Source organism: Paenibacillus sp. VT-400 (assembly GCF_001029205.1).
In the GTDB taxonomy this organism is placed as follows: domain Bacteria; phylum Bacillota; class Bacilli; order Paenibacillales; family Paenibacillaceae; genus Paenibacillus; species Paenibacillus amylolyticus.
The window spans coordinates 4,299,556-4,320,355 of record NZ_LELF01000067.1; the positions used below are offsets into that span (position 1 = coordinate 4,299,556).

At 43.1% G+C, this 20,800-nt stretch carries 17 protein-coding genes; 3 read left to right on the forward strand and 14 right to left on the reverse strand.

The features are described 5' to 3' along the window. Positions 1 to 69: 69 nt before the first annotated feature. The 3 genes from yfmH to EL84_RS29400 form a co-directional block, all read right to left on the reverse strand. Positions 70 to 1,353, reverse strand: coding sequence for an EF-P 5-aminopentanol modification-associated protein YfmH (yfmH, locus tag EL84_RS29390; protein ID WP_047844021.1), 1,284 nt, complete (start codon positions 1,351 to 1,353; stop codon positions 70 to 72). A 5-nt stretch (positions 1,354 to 1,358) separates the two neighbouring features. After that, positions 1,359 to 2,633 (reverse strand): EF-P 5-aminopentanol modification-associated protein YfmF, encoded by a 1,275-nt coding sequence (yfmF, locus tag EL84_RS29395; protein ID WP_047844022.1) that lies wholly within the window; start codon positions 2,631 to 2,633, stop codon positions 1,359 to 1,361. 550 nt (positions 2,634 to 3,183) lie between these two features. Continuing rightward, positions 3,184 to 3,486 (reverse strand): YfzA family protein, encoded by a 303-nt coding sequence (locus EL84_RS29400; RefSeq protein WP_047844023.1) that lies wholly within the window; start codon positions 3,484 to 3,486, stop codon positions 3,184 to 3,186. Between the two features lie 717 nt (positions 3,487 to 4,203). On the opposite strand from EL84_RS29400, the gene EL84_RS29405 reads away from it, so the two are divergent. Together EL84_RS29405 and EL84_RS29410 are read left to right on the forward strand one after the other, a co-directional pair. Continuing rightward, a complete protein-coding gene (locus tag EL84_RS29405) occupies positions 4,204 to 5,472 on the forward strand; it encodes a hypothetical protein (protein WP_047844024.1) in 1,269 nt (422 codons plus the stop codon). Between the two features lie 354 nt (positions 5,473 to 5,826). Next, positions 5,827 to 6,639: a putative RNA methyltransferase gene (locus EL84_RS29410; RefSeq protein WP_414855727.1), complete on the forward strand. Its 813-nt coding sequence runs from the start codon at positions 5,827 to 5,829 to the stop codon at positions 6,637 to 6,639. Positions 6,640 to 6,728: 89 nt separating this feature from the next. On the opposite strand, the gene msrA is transcribed toward EL84_RS29410, so the two are convergent. The 6 genes from msrA to EL84_RS29440 form a co-directional block, all read right to left on the reverse strand. Beyond that, on the reverse strand, positions 6,729 to 7,244 hold the full coding sequence (gene msrA, locus EL84_RS29415; RefSeq protein WP_047844026.1) for a peptide-methionine (S)-S-oxide reductase MsrA: 516 nt from the start codon (positions 7,242 to 7,244) through the stop codon (positions 6,729 to 6,731). A 376-nt stretch (positions 7,245 to 7,620) separates the two neighbouring features. Further along, positions 7,621 to 7,878: a GlsB/YeaQ/YmgE family stress response membrane protein gene (locus tag EL84_RS29420; protein WP_017686880.1), complete on the reverse strand. Its 258-nt coding sequence runs from the start codon at positions 7,876 to 7,878 to the stop codon at positions 7,621 to 7,623. Positions 7,879 to 8,184: 306 nt separating this feature from the next. Continuing rightward, positions 8,185 to 9,489, reverse strand: a complete 1,305-nt coding sequence (locus EL84_RS29425) for an AAA family ATPase (protein ID WP_047844027.1) — start codon at positions 9,487 to 9,489, stop codon at positions 8,185 to 8,187. Then, positions 9,489 to 10,913, reverse strand: a complete 1,425-nt coding sequence (locus EL84_RS29430; RefSeq protein ID WP_152683111.1) for an RtcB family protein — start codon at positions 10,911 to 10,913, stop codon at positions 9,489 to 9,491. The genes EL84_RS29425 and EL84_RS29430 overlap by 1 nt, the downstream gene beginning before the upstream one ends. Before the next feature lie 541 nt (positions 10,914 to 11,454). Then, on the reverse strand, positions 11,455 to 12,276 hold the full coding sequence (locus tag EL84_RS29435) for a TerC family protein (protein WP_082219174.1): 822 nt from the start codon (positions 12,274 to 12,276) through the stop codon (positions 11,455 to 11,457). Between the two features lie 274 nt (positions 12,277 to 12,550). Further along, complete coding sequence (locus EL84_RS29440) at positions 12,551 to 12,862, reverse strand: DUF3817 domain-containing protein (RefSeq protein WP_036617062.1); 312 nt, start codon at positions 12,860 to 12,862, stop codon at positions 12,551 to 12,553. Between the two features lie 215 nt (positions 12,863 to 13,077). On the opposite strand from EL84_RS29440, the gene EL84_RS29445 reads away from it, so the two are divergent. Then, the gene (locus EL84_RS29445) at positions 13,078 to 14,181 is read left to right on the forward strand and encodes a glycosyltransferase family 4 protein (protein ID WP_047844029.1); all 1,104 of its coding nucleotides are present in this window, start codon (positions 13,078 to 13,080) and stop codon (positions 14,179 to 14,181) included. 20 nt (positions 14,182 to 14,201) lie between these two features. On the opposite strand, the gene EL84_RS29450 is transcribed toward EL84_RS29445, so the two are convergent. From EL84_RS29450 to pulA, 5 genes are all read right to left on the reverse strand, one after another. Next, a complete protein-coding gene (locus tag EL84_RS29450; protein WP_047844030.1) occupies positions 14,202 to 14,564 on the reverse strand; it encodes an HIRAN domain-containing protein in 363 nt (120 codons plus the stop codon). Positions 14,565 to 14,607: 43 nt separating this feature from the next. Then, positions 14,608 to 15,579 (reverse strand): helix-turn-helix transcriptional regulator, encoded by a 972-nt coding sequence (locus tag EL84_RS29455; RefSeq protein WP_047844031.1) that lies wholly within the window; start codon positions 15,577 to 15,579, stop codon positions 14,608 to 14,610. A gap of 275 nt (positions 15,580 to 15,854) precedes the next feature. Further along, on the reverse strand, positions 15,855 to 16,373 hold the full coding sequence (locus EL84_RS29460; RefSeq protein WP_047844032.1) for a hypothetical protein: 519 nt from the start codon (positions 16,371 to 16,373) through the stop codon (positions 15,855 to 15,857). Positions 16,374 to 16,540: 167 nt separating this feature from the next. Next, complete coding sequence (locus tag EL84_RS29465; protein ID WP_036674494.1) at positions 16,541 to 17,170, reverse strand: 50S ribosomal protein L25; 630 nt, start codon at positions 17,168 to 17,170, stop codon at positions 16,541 to 16,543. A gap of 281 nt (positions 17,171 to 17,451) precedes the next feature. Next, entirely contained in the window at positions 17,452 to 20,328 is a 2,877-nt protein-coding gene (gene pulA / locus EL84_RS29470; RefSeq protein WP_047844033.1) for a type I pullulanase, read from the reverse strand. Between the last annotated feature and the right edge of the window lie 472 nt (positions 20,329 to 20,800).

Sequence of the window (20,800 nt, forward strand, 5' to 3'; positions counted from 1 at the left end):
TATTTGATTGAATGGATTACTGGCCTTTCGGCAAAATCCCCCCACCCTAGATTTAAGTTTGTTGAATTTTTATTTACTTTCTACTATAAGTGTTGTTCTTGCTTCATCAGAAAAGTGTAAATGCAGCACATCTTCAAGATCATATCTGGTTAGGTTTTCAAGTGTTGGCAATACGTCAAATAAATCCATCTCATTAAAACGATAACGCGTAAATTGGTTAGCGATAAATTGAGGCGAATTAATGGCACTTAAGAAGCTACCAATCTCTTTCTTAATTACACGTTCTGCAGCTTCTTTATTTATCGGTTCCTTTTTAAATCTATCAATGGTTTCGGATATGATATTTATCACTTCTTCAGGTGCTTGGCTATTACCACCAATAATTGAGAACCCAAAACCCTTTTCGTTTGTATAATCAAAGGTAAACGTCTTATCCAAATAACCACTATCATACATTTTCCCATAAGCGTCAGAACTACTTCCGAACATCAACTCGAGCAAAACATTTAATGATGACTCATATTTAAGCAGCTCTTGACCTTGTCTTGTCGGGTTAGATTCTTTATATCCAATAAAAACTTTAGGTATTTGGACTGGCAGTTTTATTACACTTGAACTTCTATTCACTTTGACATCTTCTTCAGGGAAAATACGTTGAATCTCTTCAGGTTCCGGAAATTTTTTTTGCTCTTGATTGTTTCGAATAAGCCTTATTATTTCTTCAGGAACCACAGGTCCAATTACGAAAAACAACATATTGTCAGGGTGATAGAACGTATTATAACAAGAGTATAAATCCTCTTTCTTAATTTGATTAATAGAAGAGATTGTTCCTGCCAAATCCATTTTCACTGGATGACTTTTATACAAATTTTCTAAAATTCCAAATCGCGCACGCCAGTCAGGATTATCGTCATACATTTTTATTTCCTGTTCAATGATCCCTTTTTCCTTTTCTATCGTTTCATCTGTAAAATATGGCTCTTGAACAAAGTCCAGCAGAGTTGTAAGATTCTCATTGATATTAGATGTAGCTGATAATGTATAAGCCGTGCGAGTAAAACTTGTAAATGCATTAACAAAGGCTCCTTGCTTTGCAAATGTATGAAAAACATCGCACTTCTCACAATCAAACATCTTATGTTCTAAGAAATGAGCTAGCCCAGCTGGAAATGGAGTGGAATCATCTTTTCCTAAAGGTGAAAAATTGTTGTCTACTGAACCGTATTTCGTTGTGAATGTCGCAACGGTTTTATGAAAGCCTTTCTTAGGAAGTATGTAAACTTCAAGGCCATTGACGAGCTTTTCATGATATATGGTTTCTCCTAATTTCTCATAAATTATGGGCTTCAAATGATTTACTCCTCTCTATTTAAGAAGTAGACAGTATCCAACACCCACTTATTAGCAGCGCGTATGACATCGTTTTTTGATACCCTACTAATTCGTGTAATCTGATCATTTATTTCATTAGACAATCCACTATCCACAGATTGAATAACTATGTCCATTATTCCTAGAGGAGAATCACGGGCTTCCAGTAACTGGTTAATCAACATCGCTTTACCTTGTTCCACTTCGGCTTCAGTAAAGTCGCCTTTTTTCATTGCATATTCTTGTTCTCTTATAATTTCAACCGCACGTTCATAATGATCAAAATCAATTCCTGCCATTACTACTAATAAGCCTTTATTGCTTTCTATTTGTGAATGGGCATAATAAGCGAGACTTTCCTTTACCCGTATATTCATAAATAACTTGGAAGATGGAAATCTGCCAAAAATTGCATTCGTCACTCTTGTAGCTTCATAATCCCTATCTTGTATTGTCGAGAAAATCCGATAACCTAAAAGAAGCGTTCCTTGTTTTACATCCATTTTATCTTGAATACAATTCACACTATTCACACTTTTTTTATCTGATGAAATCCTCTTTACAGGTTTGTTGTTATGTTGTTCAGAAAAAACGTCCTGGACAATTAATTTAGTCTCATTCTCGTTAAAGGCACCCACGATGAATAAGTCAAAGCGATCATTTTGAAGTAGATCTTCATATGCTTGGTAAATTGCTACAGAATCGAGAGAATCGATATCTTCTTCTCTCCCGAATGCTGGAAATTGGTAAGGTTCACCTTTAAACATCTCTTCTATCAAACGAACATGGGCGTATAACATTTTCTCATTATACATTGAAGCAATTTTTTGCTTTAATGAGCGTTTTTCTTGTTCTACAATTAAAGAATGAAATACTCCATCTTCAAGTAATGGGCTATAAACAATTTCATGCAACAGATCCAGGGATGATTTCAGTAAAGAAGCAGAATCATCAAGAAATTTATCCGCTGGAATCTCCATTCTAAAAAAAACAATATGATCTTCTCCTTTTTTTTGTACATCCAAAAAAAGAGTTGCTCCATACATCCCATCAAGTTTTTGTTGTATTAGCTTACGATTCGGGTAATTTATTGACCCCCCATTCAAAATATGGGGAATTAATGCTCTTGCAGTAGTTACTCCCTCTTGAAGAGATGCTTTCATCGTCAACATTATACTCATCGTCTTAAATTTATCTGTGTTATATAGGTGAAGCTGTAGTCCATTTATTTCATTGGAACTTATATGTATATCTTTCAACTCAAATCTCCTCCCTTTTATATCCTTTCTTTATAGGATAATTCAGTATAATTCTTCTACTATAAACCTCCAAAAATAACTATATTCCCTTATATGTATATTTAAATGTAAGTGATACGAAGCTATATTATTCATATATTTCCCATTATTGTATCACAACTTCATTTTTTTCTCTACCATAATTGCCAATATAATCAAAATAAAGAAACAAAGAGCAGACATCCCTTTATCCATTTGAATTGACTTTGGAATATCTGTCCTAATTTATCCGAAGTAATTAGGGTTTATGATCGCAGAGGGAGCGACACCCCATCTAGAAACCAATACAATTGGTATGTGAAGCGACTTGAATTGGAGAATGGGGTGTGAAAAAGCGAAGGGAGATCTTTGATTAGGAGTTCTTAGTAGAAATGGAAATGCGTAATCAGACTTTTAACCATATTATAATCACGAGCGTATCCAAATAAAATAAAACAAGCTGACTCCAATCGTACCGGAACCAGCTTAGCATCTTTTTCAATGAACACATCAGTACTGCCAATCCTCTGCCTTATTTTTTTACAAACATTGTTGATATCATGTCTCCTACTGCTTGAATCAGCATTGCAACAACAAAAATGATCAGAGTTAAATTAAACAACGGAAAGGAATAAGGGGCAACCCATTCTGTAAGTAACCTTGATTCCAAAACCTCTCTTCTTATCTCGGCAAATAAGCCACTATCGTTTAAGCGGGGCTCCAAGAAAGTACCATCAATAGCAATAAAGATCAATTGAACAAGGATAAATATTCCAATCGTGATTATCCAGCGTTTTGTCCGATTAGTATGAAGTTTTTTGGGGGCATATGACATTTTACATCTTCTCCTTTTCGCGATCAATTTTGAATCATCATTAAAGCATACATATTGCTGATAATTACCTACTTTATTAATGGCCATCGAAGAGTATTTTACATGTAATCCCTGATACTTATAATTAATATATATAGCAAAGATACATTATATACCATATTATATACAAAAATATAGTGAATTCATATATTCAACTCCAAATAATCCAAATTATATAATTAAGCAAACCAATTCCCCCTTGTGGTTCTTAACTGTATACTCAGGAAATAGAGACAAGAAGCCAGAGATTATACACCAATTCATATGCACTTGATTTACCCATAAGGTCCCGATAATCTGATCTCCGACTTCATAAACGAACACGAAACTTTTGGGATTACTCCTCAAATCGAAGCGAAGTATTCAGTAATATCTAACATTGTACATCTCATTATCAAATAATATAAAATCTAGCATGCGACCTTAGGCAAAATTTCGTATGACTTTGACTGCATCTCATTCTATGCCTTATTCTCTATTCATATAAGTAATCGTTTTTCATTGGAGGCGCTGAATAACATTTGTTACAGCCCATTCTTCTCAAAGGACTTCTTCGTTCTATTCATTTCTTCCATGGATAAAAGGTTACAAACACTCGGGTTGAATTCCCCTTCGTTTAAATGGTAAAATTCAACAATCGGTTCTATTTTGAACCGAAGAAGAAAGGTGGTTTATCACTTGCATACATTGACCAAACACAAGTCCAAAACATGGGCTGCCCTCATTCTCAGCGGCATGCTCCTCTTCACCATGAATACAACAGGTTACGCCGCTGCTTCAACCGAATCCATGCCCAAACCGGCGTGGACGTCATCGTCCCTGATGTTATCTGAGGCTAATACAGAGAAAGATGTCCTGATCAAGGGAATTCATGCCGTGCCATCCAAAAATCTTGTATATGTACATGCCTCCCAGCCCGTGACCAAAACAAGCAGCAAAACAACACTCGACTGGCAACTGGACTCTCTCCAAGCATTCGATGTTACGACTGGACAATTGAAGTGGAATACGATATTCCATGAGAAAAGTGGTCCTTATACCACCTACTCTGATTCGGTATATGCCAGCAACGGTACAGCTTATGTATATATGGAATATTCGGACAAAACTAAAAAATTGTACTCATTCAATACATCCGGTAAAACCAACTGGGTCAAAACGGTGAATTCACCTGCAAGCATATCCCTATTGGATAACGATACGCTGATGGTTGCTTCAAGTCAGGGCGTGCAATCAAATGGTTCGATTCGCTCCGCCATCTCGTTATATGACAAAAAGGGCAGGCTGATTACTGAAAAGACCATCAACGGTAACGTGCTTAAGGCTGACCATGGTCGAATTGTAGTGGATGCCAGTAAACAAACCAAGGTAGGAAACTTCTGGCAGCAAGCTGCGAATCCCAAAGTAGAGATCTATGATCGTACGTTGAATCGTCTGTCCTTCTATCAATTCCCTGCCAATGCAAATACATTAGGAGATGGCGGCGGTGAATCGCTGGCCATTCTCGACGATGGTTCCATCATTATGCGTGCCAATTTTGAGAACACAGGTAACCGACTGATGGGCTTTGGCATCGATGGCAAGCTTGCTTGGGGACGTGCCATTGCTGGTGATGCCTACATTCAGACGGCTGGCAACGGTTATACAGTCTTTACAGGGCAGAAGCTGGAACTGTACACGATGAAAGGCAAAGTGACTGAGCGTACATTCAAGGACGCACAGCCTGCACTTATGCGTGTTGACCAGACACAGGATGGTCAGTATCAGCTTGATTTTGCCAAAACAGGATACATTCTTGATCCACAGACGCTGGAAGACGTGCATATCTACACGACCAGTGCCTCGGTTCCTTCATTAGAAGGTGTTTCAACCTATGTCGATGATGTCATCTATTCCATGAACAATGAGACATTGTCCAAATATGTATTAAAGGCTACTGCAAAATAATGAACGGAGCGCTTCTGTATGACCGTCTAAACGGTTGACAGGGCGCTCTTTTATTTCAAATTCGCCTGGCTCCCCTTACTTGTCATTTCTTCTCATCCTGTTATACTGGTAACGTTCTCTTGCTTCACCCTAATCTTGATAGGCAAAAGGAGCTTAACCTTCCTATGATTATTCAGTTCATTCGATACAGATAACTTGGGGCATAGCTCTAAAACCTCTTTTTTTGAATTTCGTGCAGAGGTCTATTTGTTATGCCCTTTTCTTCAGTTATCCAAATCTGAATGAATGGGGTGTTATTCCATGTCAGTCCATCGCAGAGAACGTAGCGCTGCGCTTATTAATCCATACATCCATATGTTGAACTGTCCCATCTGTCATAGCCCTATGGCAACCATTAACTCAGGGAGCATTCAATGTGTGTCCAGGCATAGCTTTGATTTTGCAAGACAAGGCTATATCAATTTCATGACACGTTTTTTCAAGGGCAACTATGACAAACGTTTATTTACAGCCAAAAGGAATATTTTATCGGGAACCGGTATTTATGCTCCTTTGACCGAAGTACTACGCAGGTGGATCGCACGTTATTCCGTTGACATCAACTATCCCGTGCATATTCTGGATGCAGGCACAGGAGAGGGAACATTTCTGCAGCAGATTACGCAGAATACTCCAGCCGTTGGCTGGGGCATCGATATTGCCAAAGAAGGCATTGCCATGGCTTCCTCTGCCTACAACCAGCAAATCTGGTTTGTCGGCGATCTGGCATGCAGTCCGTTTGCAGAAGGTCAGCTGGACATCATCCTGAATATATTTTCTCCTTCCAACTATGAAGAGTTTGGACGAATTCTGAAGGATGGGGGATGGATCATCAAAGTCATCCCCCGTGAACAATATTTAATTGAACTGAGAGAAATGCTGTTCCTGAATCGACCTGATCGAGCAGACGGCCGGGAACTTACGCTGGACCGATTCCGCAAACATCATCATCTCATCGCCAGCATTCCGCTGACCTACACGCTGCCCGTCACCGAAAACATGCTGGATTCACTCGTTCATATGACACCACTTTCCTGGCATCGGTCGGGATCATCCCTGGTGAGCATTCAAGCTTCCTTGTTGAAGATTACCATTGACGTAGAAATACTGGTGGGAACAATCAGATAACCATTATGGCTGATTTCAGCCGCCATACAGCCAAAAAGCCGGGCGAGTTCCAACTGGAACTTTCCCGGCTTTTCATGTGATCTGATGCATTATTTCCAATTCTCGTCTATAAATTCGTCCCGTCCGGATAACGCACGGTCTTCCTTATAATGTTTTTCGTTTTTCTTGTGGTAATCCTGATGATAATCTTCAGCCGGATAGAATATAGCTGCATCGCGAATTTCCGTAACAATCGGTTGACTGAATCGTCCGCTGGCTGCCAGTTCCTGTTTGGACTGTTCAGCAAGCTCACGTTGACGTTCATTATGCACAAAGATCGCCGTACGATACTGTGTCCCCCGATCCTGGAACTGGCCTCCGTCATCCGTCGGATCAATCTGTGGCCAGTACAGCTCCAGCAGTCGTTCATAAGGGAATACATCTGGATCAAATGTAATTTCAACCACTTCGACATGACCGGTCTCTCCGGTTTTGACCTGCTCATATGTTGGATTCTCGATGTGACCGCCAGCATAACCCGATATAATGCCATGAATGCCCGGTTGTTCTTCAAACGGTGTAACCATACACCAGAAACATCCGCCGGCGAATGTAGCTTTTTCCATTCCGTTCATCCCCTCTTATCTAAACTACCTTTTACACTTACCACTCCGATGACAGAACAACCTTCTGATCGCTGTTATCCCCAGATTTTTTACATTTGGCTTTACAAGGAGAAAATCTGGTGATAAAGGCGAGTGTATGCTTTCGAAGCAGCTTTCTTACAGAAAGCTTTTAGCTCCGCTTCTTCAGGTTATTTCTGTCCTCTACGTTCTCGTGTAAATGTTTAGTCCAATTTATATAGATAGCTTAATACGCTTATCTTTATATATTTTAAAACAACAAGAGGTTGATTGAAAGCCATGGTTATGGCTCTCAATCAACCTCTTCATTGGTAATGCATTTAGCTGACAACTAATTCAAGAAATTATCTTGATTAAGTTACCCGCGACTACGTCCCATCGAACGGAAGATCAAGCTTACGATGGCTACAAGAACGATCGCACCGATCAATGCAGGCACAATGTAGAATCCGCCCATCTCAGGACCCATATCGCCCAAGATTACTCCACCTAACCATCCACCGATAAAACCAGCAATGATGTTACCAATAACACCACCTGGAATGTCACGACCAACGATCAAACCTGCCAACCATCCAATGATACCACCGATAATTAATGACCATAACCAACCCATATCATTCACCTCTAATTAAAGTTTTTGTTGTCTGTCTACTATTAACCGCTACAGAAGCATTTAAACAATTGGCATAAAAATTTTTGCATATTACCTTTTGTCCCCATGCATCTTTCTCTGCAAAACAAGCCTTAGTCAGGTATGGAAACAGATCGCGTTACTTTCCGGCATCTCACCAGCTCAGGGCTGCGTTATGTACCTCCCGAAAGTCATTGTATGTTAGAGCAGACAAGGTTAGTATCACCAATTGAGGTAGGATTATTTATAAAATTGCGTCATATTATAAGATTGATGGGTTAGGTCTGATCAATAAAAGCCTGCACGGCCCTTACCTGGCTGTGCCAGCCAAGTATGTTTATGGCTCTTGTCCAGCTCGCCACGCATCGACTGAATGACTTTCACAATGTCTGTCTGTCCATTCTGATGCCATTCCAGCGCAGCACTGACATATAACTCACCTAGCTGTGCAAGAGAAAACGTGTCGGTCAGACGAGCTGCTTCTACTGTGCCTTCTTCACCCGCAAATACGGTGAAGCCTCGTTGGCGCAAGTATTGCAGGCGCAGCGCTTCATCTGGCAGCGGAATTTCGTAAGCTCGGTCAAACCGCCCAGCACGGTTCATGAGGCCAGGATCTATTTTCTCCGGATAATTCGTTGTCCCAATCAGGAAAATTCCTTCTTTTGACGTAGCTCCATCCAATGTATTCAGGAAAAAGGAACGGACTTCATCCGGCATCGAATCGATGTCCTCAATGATCAATACCATCGGTGCCAACCGCTTGGCAGCCTCGAACACTTCACGCACCGATTCACTGTTGGTATACTCCGTAATCTGCCAATACGCAGCCGGGCCCGGGATACTTCCCGCAATGGATTTCACCAACGTGGTCTTACCATTCCCCGGATGCCCATACAATAAAATGCCTCTTTTGTACGGAATATCATAATCTCTGTAAAAGGAACGATCCGCTTCGAAGAACTGATCCAGCGAGCGGAAAATATCCTGCTTGATCTGTGCAGAGAGAACAACATCCTCTCTTCCCACGGAGCGAGTGATGGATTCGACATGACGATCGCTACCATTACGGGCATCGGTGTAGACCGTTACTTTTTTCATATTTTGCTGACGTTCCCGTTCCCGGACACTTCCCAGAAATTGCTTCATCTCCTCATCACCGATGGCAAAGACAAAGTCTTCACTGTAGATCCCGTTCTCTCGGAAAAATGGAACCCGCACAAGTGCTACGCCCCATTTCGGATAAGCAAATACGTTATTGCGAATGGAGTAATGCACACCATAAGTGGGTACATCTCCATCATCGTCGTAATGCAACGTCTGAAGTTCCAGATCCTCGAATATGCGGGCTACCAACTCCACTTCGTCACTGCCATTTTGCAGATCTTCCCGGAGTAACTCCCAGTATTCATTGTTCGGATCAGAACTGGCATAAAGCTTGTACTCAACTCCATAGCGCTGAAGGAGCGCCTCACTGATTCCACGAATCAGCCTTGAATAGATGGCGTACCCTTCCACTCGAATTCGGGTATCATGTTGTTCGTCATAGGTATAGATCGCCTGGGTTGGATCTGTTTGTTTTTCGTTTATTGTCATTATTTCGCTCCCTTTACCGCTACAAGCGGTTTGCATTTGGCTACAACTTGAGCCAGGCCTGCGCCGGTAACACTGTCTATAATTTCATCTACATTTTTATAAGCCTGAGGTGATTCATCAATAATGGATTCAAGTGAGCGTTGATTTACCACGATCTCATCTTCTGTACCCACACCCAGTGCCGTAGCAAAATCTTCCACGCTAATCAATCGTTTCGTTGCCGTCCGTGAACGGATCCGACCCGCACCGTGACATATTGAATAATAATTATCAGCACCCTGCGGCTGACCTACCATGATGTATGAAGCAGTTCCCATAGACCCCGGAATAAGTGCCGGATGTCCAGTTGACAGATAAGGCTTTGGATTGTCCGGGTGACCTGCCGGCAACGCACGTGTCGCACCTTTGCGATGCACAAAAACAGAACCTTGGTCTGCGTGAGATTCCTCCCAGGCATAGTTGTGCATCAGATCGTATAACGTACGAAATTCACATTTGGAGCCAAACACATCCCGGAATGCTTCGCGAATAGCATACGCAATCAGATGACGATTGACAACAGCGTAATTCAATGCAGAATACATCATGTTCACATAATGACGACCTTCCGCATGCTCCAGTGGAGCAAATACCAGTCTGGGATCGGATGTACCCAGGTTAAGCCGCTGCATGACTTTGGCAATCGCTGACGAACTCGTCTGACTTACATAACCACCCCATGCACGAGAGCCGGAATGAATCATGACCACGACCTGTCCATCATACAATCCCCAAGCTTCGGCGATTTCACGATTCTCTTCAGCGATCTCAATCGCCTGGATCTCGGCAAAATGATTCCCCCCACCCAGTGTTCCAAGCTGACGATGCGAACGATGCCATGTCATATCAGGAACGTGGTTTAACACATCCTCATCGTAACTGAACTTGCTGCTTTCCACATGTGTCATCGCGGTTGATTTTTTCGGTGTATAGCTGTCTGGAATATACTTTTTGGGTAAACCATGCAGGCCTTTACGAACAATATGCTCCAGTCTGATATCCGAGTAATGACCTCGCTGGTTCGCCTCCATCGGCAATACTTTCTCAATGGCCTTGACGAGTTTGCGGCGAAGCTTGATGTCTTTCAATTCGTCCTTGTGCAAGTTTGTCATATGCACTCGCATGCCACAGCCGATGTCACTGCCCACGATGGAGGGAGAAACGTATCCGCTCTGTGCATCCCACACGGCTGTCGTTCCAATGCACGTACCTACCCCGACGTGTACGTCTGGCGTGTAACTCATATAAGAGATTCCCGGAATCTGCAGATTATTGTTTGCCATCTCGAATACCTTGTAATCGAGCGAGGAGAAGAGCTGTTGCGCCGCATATACGGTTAGGTCGCCTGCAGGCAATTTTACTTCATGCCGGTAGCTACCTGCCATTTCATTTGGATTAGTAAATAAATTAAATTCTGTATTCATAAAAGTGTATTATTCCTTCCTGTACGTTCAGCAAATTCGGTTTGCTGATTCATCTGTAAAATAAAACTAAAAAAAGCCATAGGCTAGTCGCCCATGACTTCTACTGAATGACAATAACGGAGAACAGAACAGCATAAACATGCTGTGTGTCTGTCATCCATCGCTATAATATAAGCGAAGAACGCATATCGATTTTAAAACCTGCTAAACGATATGCCTATCCCCTATGTCGACCGTATGAGGCCAATGAAACGATGAGCCGGATATGCTATTATGTCTACGTTGCGCCCTGTTTGAATCAAATCATAACCAAGCATCATGTCTCTCGGCCTCCCTTCGTTAATGTTAGTCTTATATTAAGGGGACTAGAATTCATGTGTCAACCCTTTTCTTGGAAATTGGATAATGGTCTAGATTGCATATGTAAACAAAAACAGGAGATTGTCCTAGGACAATCTCCTGTTTTCCAAATAATAATGATGTTGTTAGCGTAACATGATTATTACAGTCCTGCTTGTTTTTCCAACTCTTCAACCGGATTTTCGTCTTCTTTTTCAGGAACTTTGGAAGACAGGAACCAACCACATACCGCAATGGTGATCAGTACAATATAGAATCCAAATTTCCAAATTTTATTTTCCGGGAAATGCTCATCCAGAACACCCAATGAAGGGTGTGCGAGTGTAATAACCGCCAGCTTAACCCCTACCCAACCTACGATTACAAAGGCCGCAACTTCAAGTCCTGGACGGGAATGAAGCAATTTCACAAAGTATGAGGCTGCAAAACGCATGATCACAAGCCCGATGAATCCACCGAGGAAGATAACGATAAACTGTCCACCGTCGAGTCCGCCAATTGGAGGCAATCCACTTGGTGGCAACGCCACAGCCAAAGCAACAGCAGCCAGAATGGAATCAACTGCAAATGCGATATCCGCTACTTCGACCTTGAAAACGGTCATCCAGAAACCGGATTGTTTTTTCGGTTTCTTCGGCGTTGAATCAGCTGCTTCATCTGTTTTATTGCGACTACCCAGTATCTTTTTAACGATGTGGTTAATCGAAATATACAGGAGATACAGGGCACCGATCGCCTGCACCTGCCATACATCGACGAGGAAAGAGATCAGGAACAACGAACCTAAACGGAAAACAAATGCACCCATCAGACCATAGAACAACGCTTTTTTGCGCTTATCTTCAGGCAAGTGTTTAACCATGATTGCGAGTACCAATGCATTATCTGCTGCGAGTAATCCTTCAAGGACCACTAAGACAGCAAGCACCCACCCATATTCTAATAATAATGAAACATCCAACATTGACTCCTCCTTAATATTCTTATGATGTACAAAAAAAAGGACCTTTACCATCACTGGTAAGGTCCTTTTATATCCACAAAAAGAGACCTTTACCGAGCATGAAAACTTGGTAAAGGTCTCGCTAACAACAAAATTGCTGCCAATAAAGCCGGGGATATAATCCCGAACTGACGACTTTACTGTAAAAGCTACTCCCCTTTAACAGGAATATGTAGTTTTAGTTGGAACGGGTTGTTTAACCTGTACTCATCATATTTCATAACGTTAAATAAAGTCAAGCTTTATTTAGTTGCCGATACAACTTACGGAATACGACAACATCATAGATCATATTCCCCAGTGGAATGAAAGAAACAAAGAACAGAGCAATTGGACGACGCAGACGCCATTTCTGTGAGGTGTACATAGTCACCATAAATAACAAATACATTAAAAACAAAAAACCGTACAGATTCCCAAACCACGTGACAGCCTGCGGCATAACCCCGGCATCTCTCAACGGAAAAGCAACAAACAGTAACAACACGTACGAAATGCCCTGCAACCACAACATTAGCCGGAAGCGCCCCAGCGTAGAATGTAACATTATTTTCCTCCTGCTTTTATACATGTAACGAATTCAATTGTTCCCGTACAGTATATCACAAAAGCTGAATATCTCGCTTAATGCCATGCAGCAGAATATTCCTGCACACTTATATGGGTGGTTCACCTACCATTTCGCAGGAGCCAAATGCCTCAGCTTCTCATAAGATATATGACGAAGATTGTTACAGATGTCGGACAAGGAGGAGCCGGATCATGAAAATAGCTATGGTTGCACCCGAGAAATTGCCTTTGCCCGGTAATGGTTCCGTGGAAATCTGTATCCTGGGCATCGCTCGTGAACTAGCCCAACGCCATCAGGTAACCATTATAAGTCGTCAAATGCAAGGTCTCGCCGCCACAGAACAGATCGATGGGATCACCATTCAACGTGTCCCTGCAACGAGTCCTGTCATGTACACCAAAGCAGTCATACGTTTGTTATCCCAACAACCCTATGATGTAATTCAAGTGGATAACAGGCCACGAAGTATGGCTACCATCAAACGAGCTTTTCCACGCACTCCCGTTGTACTCTATCTTCACTCATTAACGTTTGCTCAGCCCGGGCCTTCCAAACTCACATTAATGAAAAAAGCTGATTGGATTGCCGTCAACAGTCATTCCCTGCGACAAAGGTTAGGCCGCAGATTTCCGTTGGTAAAACACCGAATGAGTGTTGTTCCATTGGGTGCAGATCTAAGCCGCTTCAGGCCTGTTGAATCCAGAGAAGAACAGATTCATCTGCGTACACAATTTGGAGTAACTAAACCATTCTCTATTCTGTATGTCGGCAGGCTGATCCCTGGAAAAGGTGTAGACGTATTAATTCGTGCGACTGCCCTCCTTCAGCAACAGATACCTGTTCAACTGGTTGTTGCAGGCAAAGGACCTCCGTATTACATGCGTAAACTTCGCGAACTTGCCCAAAAACAAAAAGTCCATGTTTCCTTCCGTGGTCAGTTAAACCATGAGCATATCGATCAGTTGTATCGGGCAGTTGATTGTCTGGTCTGTCCGTCTCAAGAACATGAAGCTTTTGGCCTGGTTAATGTTGAGGCGATGGCTTCAGGATTACCCGTTATTGCTTCGGATAACGGAGGTATCCGTGAGATTATTGAATCAGGTATCAATGGATACCTTGTCACCGCTTATAAGCGTCCCCAACGTTTCACCTCTTACCTGTACAAACTTGCAAGCAATCCCACTTTTGCCGAGAAGTTAGGAAAGGCTGGCCGAGACAGCGCAAGGGCATATTTCAGTTGGGCAAGAACAGCCATGCATCTGGAAGCGACCTATACCAGGCTCATCCGTAAATGAGCCTTCTTTTGTTACGATGATCAAGCTTTTTCACGAAATTGCCATCCCTTAATCAAAGAATCCATCTGCGGAACAGGAATGTGACTCATCTCAATTAACTCCATAATCACCATATCTCTCATCATGAATCGTACTTTGGCACACGTGAGTTGATGAAATACATCGTAGAATGCCGTCCCGGCCCAACATCCATGAGGTACGATCAGGGGATCATTAACGATATAACCTACGGCTCCAATCGGGGGAATAACAACCTTAATTGCTTGATGATCCAAACGATTATCTGGATCTTTGACGAGATACACGGTATCCCCCACATGTAGAGCCTGTACTCCATGGTAGTGGTCCATCCCATACATAGCTGCGAATAATTTGGTGCTCATATTACCTGCTCCTTTTTCCTGTATTTCTCCATGATTAAAATTTTTACAAAGATACATCGGTTTCATAATGTTCCAACCACTCTACAAGTTGCCTGCGTATCTCTCTACGAAACTCACGAGGTTCAAGTACCTCTGCCTCGGGCCCAAATTGATACAACCATTTCAAAAATTCTCTGCTGCTATTCAGTGTCACTTCAAATAACAATCCCCCATCGGACATATTCGTCATTCGCGGGCGAACAAACATTTCTTCTTCTTTTATGTAGGGGGCCACTTTCTCAGAGAATCTTACCTTGAAATGGATATTTTCGTCGCCACGGTCAATAGACCATGTGTTCTTCATATACTGCGTTATGTTGAAATCACCCTTGTCGAAACCGGCATTTGTTCGTGTCACATCCAAAAAACGGCTGATCCGAAACAATCGAACTTTCTGCAGCAAATGGCAGTATCCAATCAAATAAAAACGTTGATCACGTGGAATGAGATAATAGGGATCGATATCCCGGACTGTGATCTCATTTCTTGTCAGCGTATGATATTGAGTACGAATGGTTTGCTGGCTTAGAATAGATTCGATAATGGGAATCAGCAAATTAGGGTCTTTTCCTTCCTCGCGATAAGCTGGCGTGCCCATCCGAATAATTCCCGCAATATTCTCTACAATGTCACTGTTTCTTGATTTTAATTTGGTATGAGCCGACATGACCTTGTCAAACGCTGAATCAAACTCAGCAGGTAACTTGGAGGTATCAACTACGGACGGCAGCATGGAGAAGACCATCGCTTCCTGTTCAGTAAAATCTAATGGATACATCGCAAACTCACCAATAAATCGGTAACCCTTGCCGTATCCTTCATTCATAATCGGGGCGACCCTATCCAAAATCCGGAGATCACGATAAATCGTGCGTACAGTCGTACCGCATTTCAGCGCCAACTCCTTGGCCGAAATTCCAGGATTTGCTTGTATAGCCTGAAGTATACGCAGCAGACGAATTAATTTCTCTGTCATGTAGTTTCTCCCCTTCGATATTTTATCGGCAAGGAAAACTAGTTCCTTTAGTACAGAACTAAATCTTTAGTCCCAATATTATTTTCGCAATTTCACCATTTTTGTATAGTCCAATTGCACTCTTACCCCCTTTTAATATACATTCTCTTACTCGCTTGCGTAAAACATTAACCCAAAAGACCTTAAACCTAAGCCTGAAAGCCTATACAATTTTCTAAAAATAATACAAAAAAAGCCCTGATCTCCACAAAGAGACAAGGCTTTTCTCGGAATTACTAATTATGCAACTGTAATAATTGATTCATCACATTTGCCATATGCTCACAGAGTTCAGCAATGTCCCCCATCTGATCTTCATTCACACTGCGGTCAAAATAAACGTGAGCCGTGACGTTATACATGATTGGCTGTTCATCAAAGATAAACTTGATGTTCTGGCACATCCTTTGCTCAGGCCAGCTCTTCTGTAATATCGGACGAATAACCGGGCACTGCTTCTCAGGATCCTTCACAACCATACTGAACCGTAGCTCCAAGCGGCAACCGGGACTCGCACCAGGCGTCTCCAGGATCTCCGCTGCAAGCTCCTCAAGGGAACTGCTTAATACAACTTCCCCTGTTACTTCCGGGCGATCCCTGAGACAGAATTGTAATGTGAATTCTCTGGACATCACTGCCATCTCCAGCCGATCTTTACGCCCCGTAATCTGAATACGTTCGTCCAGGTTATCCATATCATAGAGATAATTCTCAAACCCAACTTTCAGATTGTCATACACTGTTGGATCAAACATTGAATTAAACCTACTTTCTTACCCTTTAACATGTATTGTAGTACATTCTCATTTTTCATGCGAACGATGTGCCTATTGAACTCTCTTGCTCGGAAAATAAAAAAAGCCCAGTCACTAGGACTGGGCTTTGGTTAAGCATGAGATCTGGCAAGATCCCGTAGCTTGGCTTATTCTTCTGTAGCTTTTTCTTCAGCTGCCGGCTCAGCTTCCTCAGCAGAGGCCGTTGGCTCTTCCTCAGCCGCTTGTGGCGGCATGACGGAAGCGATGATGGATTCAGGTGATGTTACGAGTGTCAAACCTTTATCGAGTTTGATATCCGCAGCAGTCAAGCGATCGCCGATGTCCAATCCGCTCACATCCACTTCAATGGACGTTGGCAGATCCGCAGGCAATCCTTCTACTTCCAGCTGTGTCTCCTGTGTCTGGAATACACCGCCAGCTTTCGAGCCGGCCGCTGTACCTTGGAAGTCGATCGATACACTTACGCTGATCGGCTTGTTCTTGGAAATTTGCAAAAAGTCTACGTGCAGCAAACGTCCGTTACGCTCTTGCTGATCCTTGATCAGCACCGGGAGCGTTTTACCGCCCTCAACATTCAGGTTGAACATTTCGGAGCGGCCTGTGCGTGCCACTTTCAGCATTTCTTTTTCATCTACATGTATTGAAGCACCTTCAAGTCCCGGGCCGTAAACGACTGCGGGAACTCGTCCGCCTTGTCTTAACAGGCGCAGTGCTGCACCTTTCTTTTCCGTTCTTGGCGTTGCTGTAAGTTGAGCCATTTTTCCGTTGGATTTCATGATTGAACATCCTCCTTCAAGGGATCACTACATTATATTTGTTGGAAAGCGCTGAAGCGTCGCTTATAGACCATAATTGGTCTTTTTTCCTTTGGCCGAATCGTGGGCCATATCTATATTTACCCCAATGATAGAGGATCTCAAACACGAAACAGGACAATTAATTATTTTTTGGCAAGTTATGCGGCTTCTAATCAGACCAAAAAAGCAGTCGGAATCTCTTCCAACTGCTGGTTTAACAAGGTTTTGACGAACTACATTCGACGTTATACATAAAGAAACTATGCGCTATTACGATCCTCTGTTTTTTCACTTTCACGAATGATCTGCATCTCGTCTGATCCGCTACGGACAATAATGTGTACATCCCCGTCTTCAGGTACAATGTCCACGTAACGGTCTCCGCACGTATCTTTAGCTTCCCATTCGTTCAATCGAATGATCAATCCCAGGTGATGCAGACCCGGAGCAACGCGGAAGCGGGCTTCGGCGGCATTACCGACTTGTTCCAGCCGTACGGCTCCGTCCTCCATACCTGTGCCCCATACCCAGACATCCCAACCTTCATAATGCTGGTCTTCCCGTTCGTATCGAAGCGTGACGGTTCGCGAAATCTGTTTATGAATCGTTACGCCAAGCGTTGCCCGGATTCCTCCAGCTTCAGCAATAATATGGGTTACTCCTGGTGTCATCGCACGTACGATCCCTGCTGCACTCACCGCTGCAAGTTCTGGATGAGAAGAGCTCCAGCGTATATTCGAATCCTGAAGCGGCTGACCAAATTGATCCAGAACCAAGGCACGGAAGCGACTGATTCGAGTCATGTACATGACAGGTTCGCCCACAATTTCAATTCGTTCAGCATGACGATAATCAACTTGTAACATACAGCTTGCCGTTATGTCCCCACAGTGGACTGTAATCGAAGCTTCCCCTCGTTCCAGTGCATGGATTGTTCCATCAGGCTGGATCTGAATAATATCCGGATCAGAAGAAGTCCAGGTAACTGGAGCTTTTTCCACCACATTGCCAATGCTGTCCCGTACGATCGCTCGCAGTTGAGTGGTCTCCTTCGGACTATATACCTGGCGAGGAAAACTAATCTCCACTGTTGATGGTTCAGCGCCTCCAGCATGCTCTGTGTCATACAGTACCATTAAAGACCATCGTTCTACCTGAACAGTACCACGAACAGTCTCGATCACGTCTGTGCCTGCCTGATGATCATTGACTACAACATGCCAGTCCCCTTCCCCCAGGTCAACATGCTGCTCATGTTCCGTTCCGTTATAGATGACCATAATCTGATTCCAGGTGTCCTGATTCGCACCATTCTGAAGTATAAAGGCAACTACGTTGCCATCCGCACGAAAAACACGAAGGTGATTTCGTACCTGTTCAGCATCAATCATCCGAAAAGCGGGATGGGTTCGCCGCAAATGAATAAGACCACGATAGTAGTCAAACACCGGTCTGAACCGTGATTTGTTGGCCCATGTGATGGCGTTCACCGCATCCCCGCTCCGATAACTGTTATGATCACCGGCTTTGGATCTGAGCATCTCATCCCCTGAATGCAGAAACGGAATTCCCTGAGAAGTAAGCAGAATGCCGGAGGACAGTAACGAGCGACGAACCATCTCATGATTCAAAACATCATCTGCATCCACATACCGATATGGATCTGCTGCTTTTACCGCGGACTCAGCACTCCCTCCACCCACGGGCTGTCCGTCCTTCCATACGGGAAATCCTAACTCATGTCTAAGGTTCATTGTTGTCGCAATTTTATCCCACAGATTGAGATTGTCATGGGCAGTTACATAATTGACAACTTCCACAGGTGAAGATGTGAAATCATCCAGTGCTCCCGCTAATCCCCTAATAAGCTCATATTCCTGCCCTCCGGCACCCGTGACAAACCCTCTGCCACTACCATCACTATCACCCTTGATTGCACTGCGAAAATGATCATTAAATACTGCAAACCCCTGACCTCGCTGGGTTCCTTTTAACGTTTTGCGGTCCAAAGGTGAATCTCCACCCATCCAGGGTTCCCCATAGATCAGAAACGCCGGATCGATCTGTTCCTTCAATTCGCGTGTCAATTCATTCATCGTTTCCGTATCAATCAGGGCCATAAGGTCAAATCGAAATCCGTCCACATGATATTCTTCTGCCCAATATCGGAGAGAATCCAAAATATACTTTCGCACCATTGGACGTTCTGTTGCCAATTCATTGCCTACACCAGAACCATTACTGAGGGTGCCATCCTCCCGATAACGGTAATAATAGCCTGGTACAATCCGTTCAAAAGGTCCCTCTTCCACGCTATACGTGTGATTATAGACAACATCGAGTACAACGCGAATGCCTTGTCTGTGCAGCGATTGAACGAGTGATTTGAGCTCCCGAATTCGAACTGCAGGATCACAAGGGTCGGTAGCATACGAACCTTCGGGAACGTTATAATGCTGGGGATCATACCCCCAGTTGTATGGTGCTCTGACATTTGAACCCACTTCTGCCGTAGCAAGTTCATTCACCGTCTGATAATCCGCCACAGGCAGAAGATGTACATGAGTAACTCCCAGTTCGGCAAGATGGTCTACGCCAATACTATTGCCTGCTCTATCCGTCAGACCGGATGCCGTGAATGCCAGATATTTTCCCTTATACGGAATATCTGCATGTGGGTCTGAGGAGAAATCACGGACATGCAACTCATATAACACGGCATCAACAGGACGCAGAAAAGCAGGTTTGACATCCAGGTCCCAATCGACCGGATTGGTGGTCTCCGGATCTATAATAGCCGTTCGTTGCCCATTAGCTGTTACCGCTCTGGCATAAGGATCAACAACTACTTCAATCCGCTGATCATCATGGATAATTCGGTACATATAATAATGTCCTGCCCAATCGCCGCTGAGCTTCAGACTCCATATTCCGTCCGCATCACGTGTCAAGAAATGTTCCTGCCCATTTTCATGATCTTGTACTTTACCACTATCGTTGTAATGCCCTTCATCGTCAAAAATCAATATATAAACCTGTTGTGCCGTAGGTGCCCACAATTTAAAAGTACTTGCTGCACGAGTATATGTTAAGCCAAGATCGTTGCCTTCGTAACGAAAAGAAGTCCATTCCGGCATCGTTCCCACCGCCTTTATATCCATTGATTTCGTGTTGTCCCGATGTTACGGAGTGGGACGTTGTTTGTCAACCCGGGGTTGTCTGTACTCATCAATATCGGTCCAATTTGCATATTCAATTAGCAATCGCTTTCAAAATATAGGATATGAAAACAAGCGCCATAGATTGACAGCATTTGTACCTGTCCCGACAAAAAAAGTTTGGAATATACGAGAATAAATTGCAGGATGTCATTTGGTTGAGATTAAAATGCACCAACAGGTGCACAGTATAAAAAAGCTCCAGACATGACAATGTATAGCCCTGCGACCAAGGCATTGGTTTCTGACGCATCAACAAATCCCCTTTTCTTACGGGAAAGGGGGATTTGTTTTATCTCAATTTATTTGATTAGATTTGATTGGATATCTAGAACGTGGCCTTGTTATCGATTTTACTAATGCTTTGTTGGTACCCTTCAATTCTTGGCAA